This window comes from Vibrio sp. Vb0667, assembly GCF_033391095.1.
This window is the reverse complement of sequence record NZ_JAWPOL010000013.1, coordinates 62,521-77,986: the sequence shown is the minus strand read 5'-3', so window position 1 is coordinate 77,986 and position 15,466 is coordinate 62,521. Positions and strand designations below refer to the sequence as shown.

The following is a 15,466-nucleotide window of genomic DNA, read 5'->3' as shown; positions in this document are numbered from 1 at the left end:
TCCATTATCCAAACAAAGAAAATAGGTTTTGAGTTTAGCATGCAACGATCTTCAATCAATCAGAATAAACATCAGTGCAAATCGACTCCAAGTCCTGGCATTTGCTTATAAAAACGCTCCGCTTATTTGGCGGAGCGCTTTTGTGTTATAGGACCTGTGGCATCACTTACGCCACTTGCTGCTTTTTTTCAGCTACGCGCTTTTTCTTCCGATATTTAGGGTGAGTGATTGGAATCGCAGATAGGAGTTTTTTTGTGTATTCGTTTTGCGGGTTTGCATAAATTTCTTTAGCGCTGCCTGCTTCTACCACTTTACCAAAATACATCACGGCAACTTTGTCAGAGACATGTTTCACCACAGAGAGATCGTGAGAGATAAATATGATCGCCAAGTTCATTTCTTGTTGCAGCTGTAGCAATAGGTTCAAGATTTGCGCCTGTACCGACACATCTAACGCAGATACCGATTCATCACAAATCAGTAGTTTAGGCTTCAATGCAATCGCGCGAGCAATACCGATACGCTGCCGTTGTCCGCCTGAAAATTCATGTGGATAACGGTTTACTGCCGTTTCTGGTAATCCCACTTTGATTAAAAGCTCTTTTACCCATTGCTTACGCTCTGTTGGCGTGCCAATTTTATGAATAACAAACGGTTCTTCCAGAATCATACCGATGGTATGACGCTGATTGAGTGACTCCATTGGGTCTTGAAAGACGATTTGCATGTCTTTACGCAGCGAGCGCATCTCTTTAACAGACAGTTTAGTGATGTCTTTACCTTCAAAGAAAATCTTACCTTCTGTTGGCTCGTATAACTTTAAGATCGTGCGACCAAGGGTGCTCTTACCACAACCTGACTCACCAACTAGCCCCAGTGTTTCACCTTCAGAAACAGACAGTGAAACTCCGTCTACCGCTTTGATGGTGTAGCCTTTCTTGAACAGCCCTTTACCAGAAACAAAGTGCTGCTTAAGATTTTCAATTCTTAATACTTCTTTTGCCATAACATCCTCTTTTATGACTGGTTCACTTTGCTCAGTTAACTGGCAAACATACTGGCATCAATAGGCTTGATATCGATCATCTGCTTTGGCTCATTATCTAAGCTCGGCATCAACCCCATCAAACGCTCTGTATATGGGTGCTGTGGGTTATCAAACAACTCAAAAATTTCTGCTTTTTCGACAATACGCCCGCCATACATCACGGCAACATCATCACACACTTCTGCCACAACCCCGAGATCGTGAGTGATGAAGATCATCGCCATGCCCGTTTCTTCCTGAAGCTCGTTCATCAGTTCAAGGATAGACGCCTGAACCGTAACATCCAACGCTGTAGTCGGTTCATCACAAATCAGAATATCCGGCTTACAGGCCAATGCCATCGCGATCATGACACGCTGGCGCATACCACCAGATAGGTTATGGGGATACTCATTCAATCGCTTCTCTGGCATTGGAATTTTTACTTTTGCCAGCATTTCAACCGAGTACGCCTCCCGCTCCTTTTTGTCGAGCTCAGGTCGATGGAGCTCAAGCACTTCACATATTTGACGACCAATGGTGTGCACTGGGTTGAGCGCCGTCATCGGGTCTTGGAAGATGATCGAAATGCGATCGCCACGCATGGCGTACATCTCTTCCGCAGGCAAATCAACTAGGTTGGTGCCGCGATAATTCACTTCACCTTTGATAATGTTGCCATATGGCTTAGGTAATAGCCCCATGATCGACATTGAGGTTACGCTCTTACCACTACCTGACTCTCCTACCAGACCGAGTGTACGTCCAGCTCTCACATCAAAGTTCACACCATGCAGAACCTTCACTGGCCCATCATCGGTGGTAAATTCAACTTCGAGATCTTTAACACTTAGGATTACATCGTTTTCCATAACCAATCCTTACAGCTTATAAGTGTCATCTACGACAACAACAGGTTCAAAAGCTTTGCCTGACTTCATCGCTTGTTTCGTTTCTTTTTTGATATCACTATCAATCCAGTAAGTGCCATCGCCTATGATTGCACCACTGAACAGCGCCTCTGTCATGCGATTCATTGGCTTATCTGGAAACTTTAACCAGCGCCAGTGACCATAGCGGACATAAGGAACCATGTAGCCTGGGACGATAACGTGAGCATCAATGATGTCACGCTGAATCTCATGACCTAGCTGGATCTTTTTATCCATATCCATGCCAAAACGATACTCGATGATCTTTTCATCCAGTTCAGGCGTGCTGTAGTTTGTGAAAGAGTTAGTTTGCGGCTTGTTCGCATTAACTGAATGGAAATACTCCCAATACGTTGGGATCTCAGACGTACCCATATCTAAGAAAGCCAAATCGTGCTTTTTCTCACGTACGTATTTGAACATGGATGAGCCATCAACTAACTTGAGCTCAATATCCAGCCCTGCTAGCTTGGCTTGCTCACGCAAAAAGGCAATACGAGGAGTATGAACAGGTGTTCCGTAGGTCAGCTCGAAGCTTAAGCGCTCACCTTTATCATTGACACGAATACCATCAGGACCAATTTTGTTAAAGCCTGCCGCTTCGAATGCCTCGGCCGCTTTTGCGGGATCAAACTTCGGTGCCTTAGCATCTGGTAGGGTGTATTTACCATGACCATAACCGGTCGGGTTCGGTTTACGGGAATAGTCGCCACGCATGACATTCTCTATCATGCCATCAAAGTCAATCGCGTAAGTAATGCCCTTGCGAATGTTTAAATCATCCAGCAAAGGCATCGCGGTGTTCATCCATACACCACCAGCCCCAACTGGAAATTGGTTGTAACCCCAGAACTTTTGAATGTATCCCTTTTGGTAAGGTTCCGTATTCGATTTATCATGCCATAAGCTTGGTAAAACAAGACCAAATGCGTCCAGCTTCCCTTTCTCAAAGTGCTTCATCGCGATATCACTGTCGCGAATCACTGTGATGCGGATTTTGTCGACATTATAGCGATGTTGATAATACTTATTGCTGTAACCCCACCAGTCTTCACCGACATGCTTGAAGGTAACACTTTTACCTTTTTTAATGTCATCTAGGTAGTATGCACTGGTCGTTGGTTCACTTTTAAAATTGTAGTAGCGGACAAAGTTGTCATGTATACCGTCACCATTTTCATCTTTTGAAGGGTTAGCATAAAAATGTGCGGGACGTGGGCGCAGAGCCCCCATTCGTAACAGCAATTCTTCCGGATTGAACTCTTTCGCCGCCTTAACAGCAAACGTGTGAGTGTCGTACTTGATAACATCCGCAATCGTTTTGTTGTAGTAATCGTTGTACCAAGGTTCCAAGATGTCTTTGGAACGATAAAACTTCAGCATGAACACGAAATCGTCGGCAGTCACAGGTTTGCCGTCCGACCATTTGGCTTCAGGGTTGAGTTTAAAATAGACCGTTTTGTTGTCACCTGCTAACGCCCACTCGTTAGCAAGCTCAGGTATGAACTCTAAAGTATCTGGGTGGCGGACCACCAAGCCTGGTGTTTCATCTAAGATAAAAGAACGTAGCCCTGCATTAGCATCTGGGCCAACACTACGTAACGTCTGCGGGAAACTTGACATAAAGGTGCGATAAGTCCCTCCACGTTTCGCTTCTGGCGAACCATATTGAGGCTCATCCCAGTTTGTTTGCCAGTTTAAGTCAGTCGGAAGCGTTGCTGACATTGCACCAAAACTCAGGGCGCTCAGCGTGGACGCTAAAAATAATTTCTTCATAAAACTTCCCTTTTTATGTTTTGCTCACAATGCTCGCTTAAACATAGCGTGTGAATTTTTTCGGGTCGAAAGCCGCTCGAATGGCTTCACCAATAAAGGTCACCATTACCAGAACCAGAACAATAGAAGTCACTACTGACGCAACAATCCATGGCGAATCTAAGTTTGACTTACCTTGTTGCAGTAGTTCACCCCAACTTGGCGTTGGTGGCATCAAGCCTAATCCTAGGTAATCGAGAGCAGTCAGTGCTGTGATGTTAGCTGCAATAGTGAAAGGCGCTAGGGTTACAATCATCACCATCGTATTTGGCAAGATGTGATTAAACAAGATACGTCCGGTCGATGCCCCTAAAGCACGAGCCGCCATTACATATTCTCGTGCCGCTTCTTTATAGGTCATGGTCCGCATGTACCATGTCATCCCCATCCAAGTGAAAAGCACGTTAATAGCGACAAAGAGAGCAAACGTCGGTTGAACGATTGAAACAAGAATCATAATGACGTACAAAAACGGGACCATTGACCAGATTTCGATAAGTCGCTGTACAAACAAGTCAAATTTACCGCCCCAAAAACCCATAGCACAACCGACTGCAGTACCGATCGCGTAGGAAATGGCCATCGTAAGCAACGCAAATCCCATCGCCGTTCTGAATCCGTAGACGAGTCGCGCCAAAATATCGCGACCTATCACATCTGTACCTAAATAATGCTTATTTTCGGCGCTAGGTGCTGTTGGCGGGAAATCACCACTAAAATCTTGTTCATATGGGTTCCATGGCACAAGCGGCAAAATAACAAAGTTGTCGCCCCCTTCGGCCTCAAACGCTTTTTGCAGTACGCGATAATCCGCTTCGCTGGATGACTCTTGGCCGAATTCGCTACCTAAACGTACGTCACTGACAACAGGAAAATAGTAGCTACCATCGTACTTGACGACTAGCGCTTTACTGTTAATCAAAAGTTCGGCGAATAGAGAAAGGATCAACATAATAGAAAGAGCAACAAACGACCAATAGCCTCGTTTGATCTCTTTAAAGTGACGAATTTTCTTTTGAGTTAATGGACTAACTTTAATCATGTTACGCTCCAAACTTCACACGTGGGTCGACTAAAGCAACACAAATATCTGAAATAATGTTACCAATGAGCAGCAACAGCGCATTAATGGCGACAATACCCATAACAACAGGGTAATCACGCTCCATGATTGATTCGTAACCCAATAAGCCAATGCCATCAATATTGAAGATAACTTCAATCAGGAAGGCACCGGTCATGAAGAACAACAAAGAGTTACCAAAGTGACTCGCGATTGGAATTAAGCTGTTACGCAACGCGTGCTTACGAACTGCTTTTTTGAAAGGTAATCCTTTCGCAATTGCGGTGCGGATGTAATCTGAGGAAAGGTTTTCCATCAGGTTATTTTTCATTGTCATCGTCAGCGTGGCAAAATCACCAATGAGGTAACAGATCAAAGGCAACACCGCATGCCACATAATGTCTTTAGTGCGTTCAAAGAAGGTTTCGTAATCATCGAAGTCATCGCCGACAAAGCCTCCCATCGGAAACCATTCCAAGTGATAACTAAATAACGTGATCAGCAATACACCCACCACATAACCTGGTAGCGCGTAGCCTACGAAAATGAGTACTGAAGAAGCGGAATCAAAGACAGAACCGTGCTTGAGCGCCTTATAGTAACCAAGAGGAATCGAGATAAAATAACTAATAAAGAAGGTCATGCCGCCATAAAACAACGACACTGGCAAACGCTCTGCGATCATGTCCGAGACAGGCTCGTAGTAACGCGTCGACTCGCCAAGATCTAGCATTACCAAACGACTTAACCATTCGACGTACGCTTCCGTTACTGGTTTATCCAGGCCATAAAACGCATTCAGCTCCGCGATTTGATCGTCAGAAAGAGCCGTATTACCACCCGCAGACGTCATTGATGCGGCGCCGTCCCCCTGGGACTGCATTTGTGACAACATGCGTTCAACAGGTCCGCCAGGCACGAAACGAGTGATAGCAAAGATGAGAATAGTTATCCCGAGAAACGTTGGGATAACCAACGCCAAACGGCGTAAAAAGTACGACAGCATATACAACTTGCTCCTTGTCTACTGTCCAGTTCAAACGGAGTGAAAGAGGATATTTTCCGCCCAAAATGGTGCATATTTATCTCGTAGTAACTAAAACTGTTGAAGCACACTCCCTGCGCCTCAAGAGCTAGACTTTTCTACTACTGCAATAATTTCAGCGTCATATTTATCTTGAATCCACATCAGCTTCAAGTGTTTGAAACCAAAACATGACAAACTTCCTTCGATGTCGAAAAACAGAAATGTTTTTGTAAAAAATTATAAAAAACCACAAAAATAATTCATACAGAATATCAATCTAGGCTGTTTAGAGCCAAAACCCTACATAAAAATGCACCCTACACACATAAATAGACACATAATCCAAGGTTATATTTGACCTAAAAATACGAGTGAGCCCTTTAACAGCAATGGGTATCATATTTTGATACCACCTAATAAGTTCGAGCTAACAAAGTATGGATTCGATATAAAACTCATCTCAGAACAATTCACTGGAAAAATATCTTTTTCCAGATTCAATTACCCACTAAAAAACCATAGGCAAGATAAGTCATTAAAGTTTATAAGAAACACAAAATACGGTGTTTTATTGAAATTTAATCTCGATTCATAAACCTTATTCGGTTTTTTATTCCGCCTTTTAAATAAAGCCTGGTTATTTACATCTTTTTTACATTTAAGCATCCCCGTTTACCACTGGTTTGACTTCCTTTTTTCATCTCGGTTATACATTGGCCGAACGTTAACGAAATATTAACGTCACATTTGGCCGCTATGCGGCCAGACATAGGAAATAATAATAATCGGAGCAACAAGGATGTATAAAAACACAACCGCTTTATCTGTTGCGATAAGCCTTGCTTTGGGGACAGCAGCAATTGCAGCCCCAGCAACAGCACTGGCAGAAGAGCAGCAAGTTGAAAAACTTCAAAAGATGAAAGTTACTGGTTCGCGTATCTCCACGACGGATATGGAAGGTCCTTCACCAGTTACTGTTATTAATAGTAAAGACATTGAGTCTAAAGGCTTTAACAGCGCGCAAGACGTATTGAACAGTTTGACCCAAAACACAGGTGGTGTAATGGCTCAAACAGACTCTTTCTCGTTTACACCAGCAGCGCAGTCAGTCAACTTACGTGGCCTTGGCGCGTCACGCACATTGATTCTTATTGATGGCCGTCGTCTTCCTCAATACCCGCTAGCACAAGATGGTACATCTAACTTCCAAGATATCGGCCAAATCCCTGTCGCCGCTATTGAGCGTGTTGAAGTAATGACCGACTCAGGTTCTGCTATCTACGGCTCCGACGCAATCGGTGGTGTCGTAAACTTCATTTTAAAGAAAGACTTTGATGGCGTTTCTGTAAAAGTACGCGCGGGTGACGCGACGGATGGTGGTTACCAAAACGGCCGTTTAGACGTTGTGGCTGGCAAAAACTTTGACGACAAACGTATTCTCTTCGTTGGCCAATTTGCGGGCAACGAAATGCTAAAGCAATCTGACCGAGATGATTGGGCTGGCGATGACGGTTCTAGCCGTTCTCAGCTAAGTGGCTACTCTAGCTACGGTGCAAACTTTGAAGGCGCCAACGGAACACTTCTAACACCAGCTGATGCTGGTTCTTCATGTAAAGAAGTCGTTGGTGATGCCGCGATTGAACGAGCGGATGGAAAGTGTGGTGTTAACCGCTCTGCATACCGAACATTAAAACCAGAAAACAAACAAGTAGACCTACTTTTACGTGGTGAAATGGACATTAACGACAATGTCACTGCCATGGCAGAAGCCCGTTTTGGCTACAAGTCTACAGAATCTGAATTCGAACCTAACCCTTACAGCGTTGAAGTTGATGCCACTCACTTCCGCGGCGAAGGCGAATACACTCGCCGTATGGTCGAATTTGGACCACGCGAAAGTAACACTGAAGCCGATTCTTTTGGCTTAACCTTAGGCTTGAACGGCCTGCTTGCTGATACGTATGATTGGGACCTATCCGCTGGTTACTCTGAGCAAAGCGTTGAAACAAGCAACCCAGCAATCTTCCTAACTCTCGACCAAGCTGTACAAAATGGTGATGTCGATCTTCTAGGGCCTATCTCTCAAGACGTTGTAGACAAATACAGCGGCACTTCAAGCAAAGAAGCTTACTCAAAGCTTTACTCTGTTAACGGCTCACTGGCTGGTGATTTGGTTGAACTTCCTGCAGGTATGTCTGGCTTTGCTGTTTATGGTGAATGGAACCGTACTGACTACAATGAGACGATTGATGCGACAACAGCAGCTGGTGGTTTCTCTGGTCTAGGTGGAACATCAGGCGGCGGTGACCGCGATCAGATTGGTCTTGGTGTTGAAGCTCTTATTCCTATCATTGAAGATTTAGAAATGACTGTCGCTGGTCGTTACGACCACTACTTCGACGACTCGGCAACTGGCGGCGCATTCACTCCTAAAGTAGCCCTAGCATACCGTCCTACTGACACCCTATTGCTACGTGGTAGCTACGGTCTAGGCTTCCGAGCTCCAGACTTGAAGCGACTATTTGGTGATCAAACTCGAGGCTTTGGTTCTGGTTTTGACCCTGTGCTTTGTGCCAACGCTGGTGGTAGCGGCCCACAAGATAAAGACAAGTACCCAGAGTGTGATACTCAGTACTTCGATACGCTTAATGGCCCTAACTCAGAGCTGAAAGAAGAAACAAGTACAAACATTAACTTGGGCCTAGCGTGGGAGCCTGTGGATGATCTTGGTGTAACCGTTGACTGGTACCACATCAAGATGGAAGACGTCGTAACTGCACCAACTTACCAAGATGTAATTAACGATCCAGGTAAATACCCAGGTACTGAAGTCGTTCGTAACCCAGATGGCACCATCAAGTCGGTATCCTATGGTCCAGTGAACCAGTCGTATGAAGAGCGTTCTGGTATTGACCTAGCGATCAAATACGCATACGACACTAATGAGTTCGGTTCATTTAACACGCGTGTTGCTGTAACGAAGATCTTGATTGCTGAATATCAAGAAAACGACAGCGAGCCTGTAACGGATGAAAGAGATTTCATGCCTGAATACACCGCAACGTTAAATCTTGGCTGGGCATATGAAGATGTCGCTATCAACCTATTTGGTAAATACCGCGACCGTATGTGTTCAAGCTACGCAAACCGTTACTACTTTGATGACTGTGATTCTGCTAAAAAAGCGGGTTACAAAGCAGAAATCGCTAGTATGACAACGTGGAACCTAACGGCTTCTTACCAATTCAACGAGAGTGGTCGTGTAACTCTTGGTGCTATCAACATGTTTGACAAAGTACCGCCTGCAGATCCTCTAAGCGATACCTCTCCATTCTATGCAACTGGGTATGACGATCCAATCGGACGTCAGCTATACGTCGAGGCATCATACGACTTCTAAAAAATATTTGGCGCGGGTTTTCCGCGCCCTTTTCGACTGACTAAAACACTGACAAGGATGCAACCATGAAATTCAAGGAATTTGGTCTCAGTGCCATAGCTGCAGCATTGCTTACTATCAGTAGTAGCTCTATAGCGGCCAACTCTGGTGCTGTCGTTTCCACACAAGCAAAAGCAAATCAATCTTCAGAAGCTTCGCAACAAAAAATCGACAATTATGCCGAAAGTACTGAAGGCATGTTGGCAGAATACAAAGGCTTACTACGTCAAATCGACAGCATGAAAGTCTACAACGAGCAAATTAATCGTATGGTTCAATCACAGCAAGGTGAATTGGACTCATTAAATAACCAAATAGCTCAGATCGATCAAACGGCAACAGAAGTAGTGCCACTAACACTTAAAATGATCGATGCACTCGATGAGTTTGTGACTCTCGATCTGCCTTTCCAGAAAAAAGAACGTAATAAACGTGTCCAAGAACTGCGTCGTCTCATGGATCGCGCCGACGTAACGACTTCTGAGAAATTCCGTAAAGTGATGGAAGCCTACCAAATTGAAGAAGGCTTCTCTCGCTCAATTGAATCTTACAAAGCTAGCCTAGATAGAAATGGGGAAACCGTGACTTACGATTTCCTACGTATTGGTCGCACGGCGCTTTTATTCCAATCTCCAGACGGTGGTGAGACAGGTATGTGGAACCAACAAACACGTCAATGGGAAACATTACCGGAAAGCTACCGCATAGCGGTACAGCAAGGCCTTCGTATCGCGAAGAAGCAAGCGCCACCAGCGCTAATCAAATTGCCTGTATATGCTGGGGAGGAATAAGAGATGAAAGGATTCAAAACTCTAGCCGCTGGTCTACTAGCGAGCTTATTTATGGTTTCAGGCGTACAAGCAGAAACGCCTAAAAACCTATCTGAACTACTCAAAAACGTAAAATCAGAAAGCATCGTTGAGTCAAAAGAGAACAAAGCCCGTGAAGCTGAGTTCAAGAACAACCGAGATAAGCAAGCGGCATTATTGCAACAGGCTCGTGAAGAGCTAGCTTCACAGCAAGCACTGGGCGATCAACTTAAAGCGACATTTGATGAAAACGATAAGCAGCTGACTGAACTAACAGAAACCTTACGTGTTCGCTCTGGTACTTTGGGCGAAATGTTTGGTGTGGTCCGCCAATATGCGGGCGAGTTTAAGGGCTTATTTGCTGCCTCTCAAAACGCTGTTCAGTTCCCAGAGCGTGACGCTCTACTAACGAAACTGGCTGAAAGCAAAGAACTGCCATCAACACAAGAGCTAGAAGCATTCTGGCATACCATTCTTCAACAAGTGGTTGCCTCAGGCGAGACAGCAACAACCCAAGCAACGGTTGTTTATGGCGAAGGTAAAGAAGCGGTTCGCGATGTTACTCTTGTCGGTGAATTTAACGCGATTGCCGATGGTAAGTACGTTACTTATGTACCTCAAACAGGTAAGTTCGAAGAACTCTCTCGACAGCCTCGCACCAATATTACACGTCATGTTGCAGGCTTTGAGTCAGCGTCAAACAGCTATGAGCCACTGTTCATTGACCCATCCCGTGGTGTAATTCTGTCTCTACTTGTACAAAGCCCTACCGTTCAAGAACGTATTGATCAAGGTGGCATTGTAGGTTACGTCATCCTTGGTATGGGTGCAGTTGGCGCTATCATTGCTCTAGTTTGCTTCCTACGCCTTCAAGTGATTGGCGGTAAAATGCGTAAGCAAGCGAAATCAGAAACCGTGATTCCTGGTAACCCTCTGGGTGAAGTTATCCAAGCTTACCAAGAACACAAAGGTGACAACCTTGAAGATCTTGAAGCGAAACTGGACGAAATCATCCTACGTAACGCACCGAGCATTGAACGCTTTATCAGCTCAATCAAACTGTTCGCTTCTGTAGCACCACTTCTAGGTCTACTGGGTACGGTTATGGGTATGATCGGTACGTTCCAAGCAATCACACTATTTGGTACAGGTGATCCTAAGCTAATGGCTGGCGGTATCTCTGAAGCACTTGTTACTACGATGCTTGGTCTGGTTGTCGCAATTCCTCTACTGTTCCTGTACACCATCGTACACAGTAAAGGTCGTCGTTTGGTTCAAACTCTTGAAGAACAGAGTGCAGGCTTCATCGCTCGCTATCAGGAAAAACTACATAAAGCCGAAAGCTAAGGAGGCGTTATGTGGTGGTTAGTTGGAGAACTTGAATCAATTAGGCGCTTCTTGGGAATGGGTGGCGATGTACTCGTCGCCATCTTCATCCTCAGCTTTATGCTTTGGGCAGTATTGTTAGAACGTTGGTTCTATTTTGCTGCCGTCGCTCCAAAAGCCATGAAAAAAGCCGTTGGCTCATGGCAGGGGCGATCAGAGCACCAGAGCTGGAACGCTAAGATGATCCGACAAGAAATTGTTTCTCGTCAGGACATTGAGAATAAAAAGGGCCTGCCAATCGTGAAAGTATTGATTGCGCTTTGTCCCTTACTGGGTTTGCTCGGCACCGTTGTTGGCATGATCCAAGTATTCGACATCTTAGCGGTAACAGGAACAGGAAGCCCTCGAGCAATGGCCTCGGGGATCTCAAAGGCAACAATCCCAACTTTAGCCGGGATGGTGGCTTCTCTATCAGGACTGTTCTTTAGTTCACGTCTTGATCATTTAGCCAAAGTCACAACGCAAAAGCTGGGAGATAAGCTAAAGCATATTGCCTGAGTAAATGGAATTAGAGGTATAGGTCATGAAAAGACGCTATAGCAGTGATAGCAGTGATGAAACCGCTATCGATATGACACCGATGCTCGACATCGTATTCATCATGTTGATCTTCTTTATCGTAACAACATCGTTCGTAAAAGAAGCTGGTCTAGAAGTAAACCGCCCGACGGCAAGCTCTGCGCAAACCGTGAAAAAAGGTAACATCATGGTCGCAGTTGGTGCGGCGGGTGATGTTTGGGTTGATAAACGCCGCATCGAAGTGGACGCGGTTCGCGCGAATATTGAACGTCTTCGTGCAGAAAGCCCTGATGGCGCAGTTGTTATCCAAGCCGACACAGAAGCAAATGCTGGCGTAGTAGTGAAGGTTATGGACCAGATCAAAATGGCAGGTGTAGAAAGCATCTCCATTGCCGCAACCAATAAGGATTAAGCTTATGCGGTATCTGGCCTCAATTGCACTGGCGCTCATTGTCTCCCTCGGGTTGTTCTGGGGGATGGACAAGCTAGTAAACAAAGAGCGCCACGAGTTAGTGTCGAATGATGACCTGCGTATGGTAGAGTTTATTCGCATTAAACCAGACGAAAAAATACAGGAGAAAAAACGCGAACTTCCAAAGCCACCACCGCCTAAGCGTCCGCCGCCGCCGCCAGAAATGAAAGTGACAGCGACAGTAAAACCGGTGATGGAGCAGACCCCAATGGATATGCCAAAGCTTGACCTACCCGTTAATGTTACAGGTGGTTCGGTGCTTGGACATTATAGCCAGGGTGGAGGTGCGCAACTCGCGGGTAGCGGAGGTCCAACACCTCTAGCGACATTCCAACCTCAAATGCCTAGGAAGGCTGCGAAAGCAGGAATAGAAAAAGGGGTCGTCTTATTAGAGTTTACTGTAAACGCACGTGGTGCCGTAGAGGACATCAAAGTTCTTAAAGAGCAACCACGACGCTTAGGCCTCGGTCGAGCGGCAAGAAAAACAGTCTCTAAATGGACATTTAAACCAAAATTGGTTGACGGGAAACCTGTTAGCTCGCGCCTATCGCAAGAAATAGAGTTCTCAACCAATTAAGGAGTCACGATGAAAAGTTTATGGAAAAGCAAAGTGGCTTCTTTAATTCTCTTCGCAGGAGTGGCAATGGCCGCTCCTACGATGGCAAAAGAAGCTCCTCAGTTATCAGATCGGACATTTCGAACCGTTAACAAAGTGCAAGAGTTGATCGCAACTGAAAAATATTCAGCAGCGAAAGAAAAACTAGCAAGCGCTTTAGAAAGCACAAGTTCGAAAAAATACGACCGAGCAGTTTTACTTCAGCAGACTGGCTTTTTGTATTCGCTACAAGACAATTATGTGCAAGCAGCAAAATACTTTGCCGAAGCATTACAGCTCGACGCACTTCCCGTTCCGGTTGCTCAACAAGTTCGCTACAGCTTGGCTCAGCTTTACCTAGCTGAAGAAAAGTATACGTTGTCTGTAAAAACGATGAAGGAATGGTTCAAGGTTGCAGAAACAACCAAAGAGAAGCCTCAAGCTCATGCTTATATCACGTTAGCGAGCGCTTATGTTCAGTTGGAAGATTACAAAAATGCAATCCCGCCAACCAAAAAAGCCATCGCGATGAGCAAGAGCCCAAGTGAGTCTTGGTACTTAATTCTCGTTGCATCTCACTACGAGTTAGGCCAGCTGAAAAGCGTTGCCAGTGTACTCAAAACTCTGACTTCAAAGTACCCTCAGAAAAAGCGTTACTGGATGCAACTTTCTGGTGTCTACATGGAGCTAGGTCAAGAGCGCAACTCTCTAGCCACCCTAGAAATGGTTTACAAAATGGGGAAACTAGAAGGAGAGAAGGAATATTTGCGCTTTGTAAACTTCTTGGCTTATCAAGGTATTCCATATAAAGCAGCCAAAACTCTTGAAAAGGAAATGGCAGCTGGAAACATTGAAAAGACGAAGGAAAACTATGACCGCCTAGCCAGCTTCTGGCAGCAAGCTAAAGAGCTAGATAAATCAATTCTCGCTTATAAAAAGTCATATAACCTCGCTCCTTCTGCTAAAACGCAAATTCAGATTGCTCGCTTAATGATACAAGACAAGCAGTATTCTGAAGCAACTCGTTTTGTAGAAAGCGCGGCATCCAGTGCCTCTAAAGAGCAAAAGGCAGAACTTGAATACATTCGCGGGATGGCCTATTTCGAGCTTAAGCAGCCACAAAAGGCCTTGCAGGCGATGAAAGGCGCTGCTCAATCGCCAAAATTCAGGTCAACCGTTAGCCCTTGGATAAATTTCCTAGAGTCTCAAGGATAATTCGAAGATTAAGTGTGAGTCAGTCGCACGCCTGGGGAAGTGAAAGCTTCCCCTTTTTTCCGTTTTATCTTTATTAACCCCTATTTTTAACCAGAGTCACTCACGCAAGCCAAATCGGGACTCTAAACCTAAAATCAGCACACTAAACGGTTGTAGAAATGGTTTTAATAACAGAGTGCGCGGATGGTAAGTCCTGTATCACGCTCCTTCTTCGCTGTTTAGGAACACTCTGGCGTAAGTAACTATTTCATCTGAGACGATCATAGACAGAAAGATCAACTGGTAACAAAATAGAGATCATGATACTCTTCGCCTCCATTTTTCTGGCGGGATTATCACCAATATCCACCCCTTTGGTGGTTGATTTCTCAATGCCAGTGCTATCGTTATAAGAATGTCGAACTTTCCTTCGGCACTCAATCAATCCAATCAAAAGTGGAACAGTACAATGGGCAAAGGTACTCTCTATATCGTATCTGCACCTAGCGGCGCAGGTAAATCTAGCTTGATCTCAGCGATGTTGGAACGCAACCCAACCTACGCAATGAAAGTGTCTGTGTCTCACACCACGCGCAACATGCGACCTGGTGAAGAAAATGGTGTCCACTACCATTTTGTAGCGAAAGATGAGTTTGAAGCCCTGATCGCTAAAGGTGACTTCCTAGAATACGCAGAAGTGTTTGGTAATTATTACGGCACATCTCGTGTATGGATTGAAGAAACACTAAATAAAGGTATCGACGTTTTTCTAGATATCGACTGGCAAGGCGCACGCCAAATCCGTGAACAAATGCCAGAAGCCAAAAGCATCTTCATCCTGCCACCATCAAACGGTGAGTTAGAGCGTCGCTTGAACACTCGTGGTCAAGATAGCGATGAAGTGATCGCAAAGCGTATGGCTGAAGCCAAGTCGGAAATCTCTCATTACAACGAGTACGACTACGTGATCGTAAACGACGATTTTGATACCGCTTTGATGGATTTTAAAGCTATCTTGCGTGCTGAAAGATTGAAGGAAGAAAAGCAAGCTGCTAAATATAAAGGTATGCTTGACGCGTTGTTAGCAGAGTAACTTCAAAAAAGTCACGCTGTAAAACATAAAGAATTTCCCGTTTTTTGCCCAGTGCGAAAAACACAATAAACTACCTGAGAAAGTCCACAAACGGT

General features: G+C 44.9%; 13 protein-coding genes. 8 read left to right on the top strand and 5 right to left on the bottom strand.

Annotated elements, in window-relative coordinates; all coding sequences use genetic code 11:
• Positions 1–166: 166 nt before the first annotated feature.
• The 5 genes from R8269_RS13895 to R8269_RS13875 are packed head-to-tail and all read right to left on the bottom strand — an operon-like array spanning position 167 to position 5,843.
• The gene (locus tag R8269_RS13895; RefSeq protein WP_005379372.1) at positions 167–1,006 is read right to left on the bottom strand and encodes an ABC transporter ATP-binding protein; all 840 of its coding nucleotides are present in this window, start codon (positions 1,004–1,006) and stop codon (positions 167–169) included.
• A gap of 35 nt (positions 1,007–1,041) precedes the next feature.
• Positions 1,042–1,899, bottom strand: a complete 858-nt coding sequence (locus tag R8269_RS13890) for an ABC transporter ATP-binding protein (RefSeq protein ID WP_213869971.1) — start codon at positions 1,897–1,899, stop codon at positions 1,042–1,044.
• 9 nt (positions 1,900–1,908) lie between these two features.
• Positions 1,909–3,735 (bottom strand): extracellular solute-binding protein, encoded by a 1,827-nt coding sequence (locus R8269_RS13885; RefSeq protein ID WP_005379370.1) that lies wholly within the window; start codon positions 3,733–3,735, stop codon positions 1,909–1,911.
• Positions 3,736–3,772: 37 nt separating this feature from the next.
• Positions 3,773–4,816, bottom strand: coding sequence for an ABC transporter permease (locus R8269_RS13880; RefSeq protein WP_005379369.1), 1,044 nt, complete (start codon positions 4,814–4,816; stop codon positions 3,773–3,775).
• Position 4,817: 1 nt separating this feature from the next.
• Positions 4,818–5,843, bottom strand: coding sequence for an ABC transporter permease subunit (locus tag R8269_RS13875; protein ID WP_005379368.1), 1,026 nt, complete (start codon positions 5,841–5,843; stop codon positions 4,818–4,820).
• A gap of 820 nt (positions 5,844–6,663) precedes the next feature.
• Here R8269_RS13875 and R8269_RS13870 point away from each other — a divergent pair.
• The 8 genes from R8269_RS13870 (at position 6,664) to gmk (ending at position 15,371) form a co-directional block, all read left to right on the top strand.
• Positions 6,664–9,264: a TonB-dependent receptor plug domain-containing protein gene (locus R8269_RS13870; RefSeq protein ID WP_005379366.1), complete on the top strand. Its 2,601-nt coding sequence runs from the start codon at positions 6,664–6,666 to the stop codon at positions 9,262–9,264.
• 65 nt (positions 9,265–9,329) lie between these two features.
• Positions 9,330–10,094 carry a DUF3450 domain-containing protein gene (locus tag R8269_RS13865; protein WP_005379365.1) on the top strand — a complete coding sequence of 255 codons (765 nt, stop codon included), beginning with the start codon at positions 9,330–9,332 and terminating at the stop codon, positions 10,092–10,094.
• A 3-nt stretch (positions 10,095–10,097) separates the two neighbouring features.
• The gene (locus tag R8269_RS13860; protein WP_005384750.1) at positions 10,098–11,459 is read left to right on the top strand and encodes a MotA/TolQ/ExbB proton channel family protein; all 1,362 of its coding nucleotides are present in this window, start codon (positions 10,098–10,100) and stop codon (positions 11,457–11,459) included.
• Positions 11,460–11,468: 9 nt separating this feature from the next.
• Positions 11,469–11,996, top strand: a complete 528-nt coding sequence (locus R8269_RS13855; protein ID WP_318222564.1) for a MotA/TolQ/ExbB proton channel family protein — start codon at positions 11,469–11,471, stop codon at positions 11,994–11,996.
• Between the two features lie 25 nt (positions 11,997–12,021).
• A complete protein-coding gene (locus tag R8269_RS13850) occupies positions 12,022–12,429 on the top strand; it encodes an ExbD/TolR family protein (RefSeq protein WP_005379359.1) in 408 nt (135 codons plus the stop codon).
• Between the two features lie 4 nt (positions 12,430–12,433).
• Positions 12,434–13,066, top strand: coding sequence for an energy transducer TonB (locus R8269_RS13845; RefSeq protein ID WP_005379353.1), 633 nt, complete (start codon positions 12,434–12,436; stop codon positions 13,064–13,066).
• A gap of 9 nt (positions 13,067–13,075) precedes the next feature.
• On the top strand, positions 13,076–14,299 hold the full coding sequence (locus R8269_RS13840; RefSeq protein ID WP_005379348.1) for a tetratricopeptide repeat protein: 1,224 nt from the start codon (positions 13,076–13,078) through the stop codon (positions 14,297–14,299).
• A gap of 448 nt (positions 14,300–14,747) precedes the next feature.
• Positions 14,748–15,371 (top strand): guanylate kinase, encoded by a 624-nt coding sequence (gene gmk / locus R8269_RS13835; RefSeq protein WP_005379347.1) that lies wholly within the window; start codon positions 14,748–14,750, stop codon positions 15,369–15,371.
• Positions 15,372–15,466 lie beyond the last annotated feature (95 nt).